The organism is Pseudomonas sp. SDO55104_S430 (assembly GCF_054070595.1).
This window is the reverse complement of the sequence record NZ_JBSVXG010000427.1, coordinates 1-2,126: the sequence shown is the minus strand read 5'-3', so window position 1 is coordinate 2,126 and position 2,126 is coordinate 1. Positions and strand designations below refer to the sequence as shown.

Genomic DNA, 2,126 nt, shown 5'->3' with positions numbered 1-2,126 from the left:
AGTCGTGAAATCAGACTATGCGGTGTTTCAGGCAAATCTAGCACTCAGGTTTTGCGACTGCTGCGCAGCCGGACGCAGGCTGCGCCAGCTGCTACAGGTACTGAGTCAGCGACTCAATTCTTCGCCTGCAACGCCTCCAGCTTCGCCATCACCCCCGCCGCCGTCTGCTCGCCCATCAACTGTTCGCGTACCTTGCCCTTGTTGTCGATGATGTAGGTCACCGGCAAGGCTTCACTGCGCGGCAGCTCGAACAGTTCGGAAGGATCCTGCGCCAGCACGGTGAACTTGATCCCGAGCTTCTCGCTCGCGCTCTTCAGCTCTTCACCCTGCACATTGTCGAAGTTGACCCCGAAAACCCCGATATTCTTGTCCTTGAGCTGCTCGGACAGGTGGTTCAATTCCGGAATCTCGGTTCGGCACGGGCCACACCATTCGGCCCAGTAGTTGAGTACCAGCCATTTATCGTCCAGGCGATCGGCAGCGACCTTCTGCCCGTTCTGATCGATCCCGTAGTCGTTACCCCCACATCCCGTCAGCATCAACGCGCCGAAGATCGCCAATGCCGCTGCCAGTCGCCTTGCCATGTCGTGATTCCTTGTCGAAAAAAGAATACTGCCGCGACCCATTGCCTCCCAAGGTTCTGGATTACGCGTTGCACAGTTAGAATAGCCGCCACCTTACACAACATGCGACCCGCTCATGACCGATCTGACGCTTTATCACAACCCGCGCTGCTCGAAATCCCGCGGTGCGCTCGAACTGCTCGAAGCCCGCGGCCTGACCCCGACCGTGGTGCGCTATCTGGAAACCCCGCTGGACGCCGCGCAAATCCAGAGCCTGCTGAGCAAGCTGGGCATCGGAGCCCGCGATCTGCTGCGCACCGGCGAAGACGAGTACAAAACCCTCAACCTGGCGGACACCACGCTCAGCGAAGCACAACTGATCGCGGCTATCGCGTCTCATCCGAAACTCATGGAGCGTCCGATTCTGGCCGTCGGCGACAAAGCCATCATCGGCCGTCCGCCGGAGCAGATCCTGGAACTGCTGCCATGAGCACGCCGTACATTCTGGTTCTGTATTACAGCCGCAGCGGCTCGACCAACGAAATGGCGCGGCAGATCGCCCGTGGCGTCGAGCAGGCCGGGCTTGAAGCACGGCTACGTACGGTGCCGGCGATCTCCACCGAGTGCGAAGCCGTGTCGCCGGACATTCCGGACGACGGCGCGCTGTACGCCAGCCTCGACGACCTGAAAAACTGCGCGGGCCTGGCCCTGGGCAGCCCGACCCGCTTCGGCAACATGGCGGCACCACTCAAGTACTTCCTCGACGGCACCAGCAACCTGTGGCTGACCGGCGCGCTGGTGGGCAAACCGGCTGGCGTATTCACGTCGACCGCTAGCCTGCACGGCGGCCAGGAAACCACCCTGTTGTCGATGATGTTGCCGTTGCTGCACCACGGCATGCTTATCACCGGCCTGCCGTACAGCGAGTCGGCCTTGCTGGAAACCCAGGGCGGCGGCACGCCGTATGGCGCCAGCCATCACGCCGGGGCTGACGGCAAGAGCGGTCTGGATTCCCACGAAGTGGCGCTGTGCCGCGCACTGGGCATGCGCTTGGCCAAGACCGCACAGAAGCTGGAGGGCTGAGGATGGCCAGGAAGCCGAAGATCCTGCCCGCCCTTGAATGGCTCGAACCCCGGGTCCGCGCCATGCGGGTGATCAGCCTGCTGTGTTTTCTCGGTCTGGTGGGATTGCTGTGCATCTACTACCTGCTGGTCGCGGACCTGCACGGCGCCCGGCCATGGGTGATTTTGCTGATCGAGCTGGTGCCGCTGCTGATCCTGGCGCCCGGCATGCTCACCGGCAGCCCGCGCGGGCATTCGTGGATGTGTTTCGTGGTGAACCTGTATTTCATCAAGGGTGCGCTGGCGGCGTATGACCCGAACCGGCAGATGTTCGGTTTGCTGGAGATGGCGGCAAGTCTGGCGGTGTTCTGTTCAGCGCTGCTTTATGTGCGGTGGCGGCATCAGTTGAACCGCAAGTTGGCGGGTGAAGGCGAGATCGCCGTCGCCTGACAGATCGATTTCGCGGGCAAGCCTCGCTCCTACAGGAAACACGTACCCTGTA

Annotated in this window: 4 protein-coding genes; 3 read left to right on the top strand and 1 reads right to left on the bottom strand. The window is 61.9% G+C overall.

What is annotated here, in order from left to right; genetic code table 11:
• Positions 1-113 precede the first annotated feature (113 nt).
• Positions 114-584, bottom strand: coding sequence for a TlpA disulfide reductase family protein (locus ACW9JE_RS30375; RefSeq protein ID WP_224539789.1), 471 nt, complete (start codon positions 582-584; stop codon positions 114-116).
• Positions 585-699: 115 nt separating this feature from the next.
• Between ACW9JE_RS30375 and arsC the strand changes: the two genes are divergently transcribed.
• The 3 genes from arsC to ACW9JE_RS30360 are packed head-to-tail and all read left to right on the top strand — an operon-like array spanning position 700 to position 2,074.
• Positions 700-1,053 carry an arsenate reductase (glutaredoxin) gene (gene arsC, locus ACW9JE_RS30370; RefSeq protein WP_224539788.1) on the top strand — a complete coding sequence of 118 codons (354 nt, stop codon included), beginning with the start codon at positions 700-702 and terminating at the stop codon, positions 1,051-1,053.
• Positions 1,050-1,646, top strand: a complete 597-nt coding sequence (gene wrbA, locus ACW9JE_RS30365) for an NAD(P)H:quinone oxidoreductase (RefSeq protein ID WP_224539785.1) — start codon at positions 1,050-1,052, stop codon at positions 1,644-1,646. Before arsC ends, wrbA begins: the two co-directional genes overlap by 4 nt.
• A gap of 2 nt (positions 1,647-1,648) precedes the next feature.
• On the top strand, positions 1,649-2,074 hold the full coding sequence (locus ACW9JE_RS30360; protein WP_224539783.1) for a DUF2069 domain-containing protein: 426 nt from the start codon (positions 1,649-1,651) through the stop codon (positions 2,072-2,074).
• The last annotated feature ends 52 nt before the right edge of the window (positions 2,075-2,126 follow it).

What these genes read in the sequence shown, in the direction of transcription:
- ACW9JE_RS30375 (WP_224539789.1), bottom strand. Translation starts at nt 584, where the DNA reads ATGGCAAGGCGACTGGCAGCGGCATTGGCGATCTTCGGCGCGTTGATG.
- arsC (WP_224539788.1), top strand. Translation starts at nt 700, where the DNA reads ATGACCGATCTGACGCTTTATCACAACCCGCGCTGCTCGAAATCCCGC.
- wrbA (WP_224539785.1), top strand. Translation starts at nt 1,050, where the DNA reads ATGAGCACGCCGTACATTCTGGTTCTGTATTACAGCCGCAGCGGCTCG.
- ACW9JE_RS30360 (WP_224539783.1), top strand. Translation starts at nt 1,649, where the DNA reads ATGGCCAGGAAGCCGAAGATCCTGCCCGCCCTTGAATGGCTCGAACCC.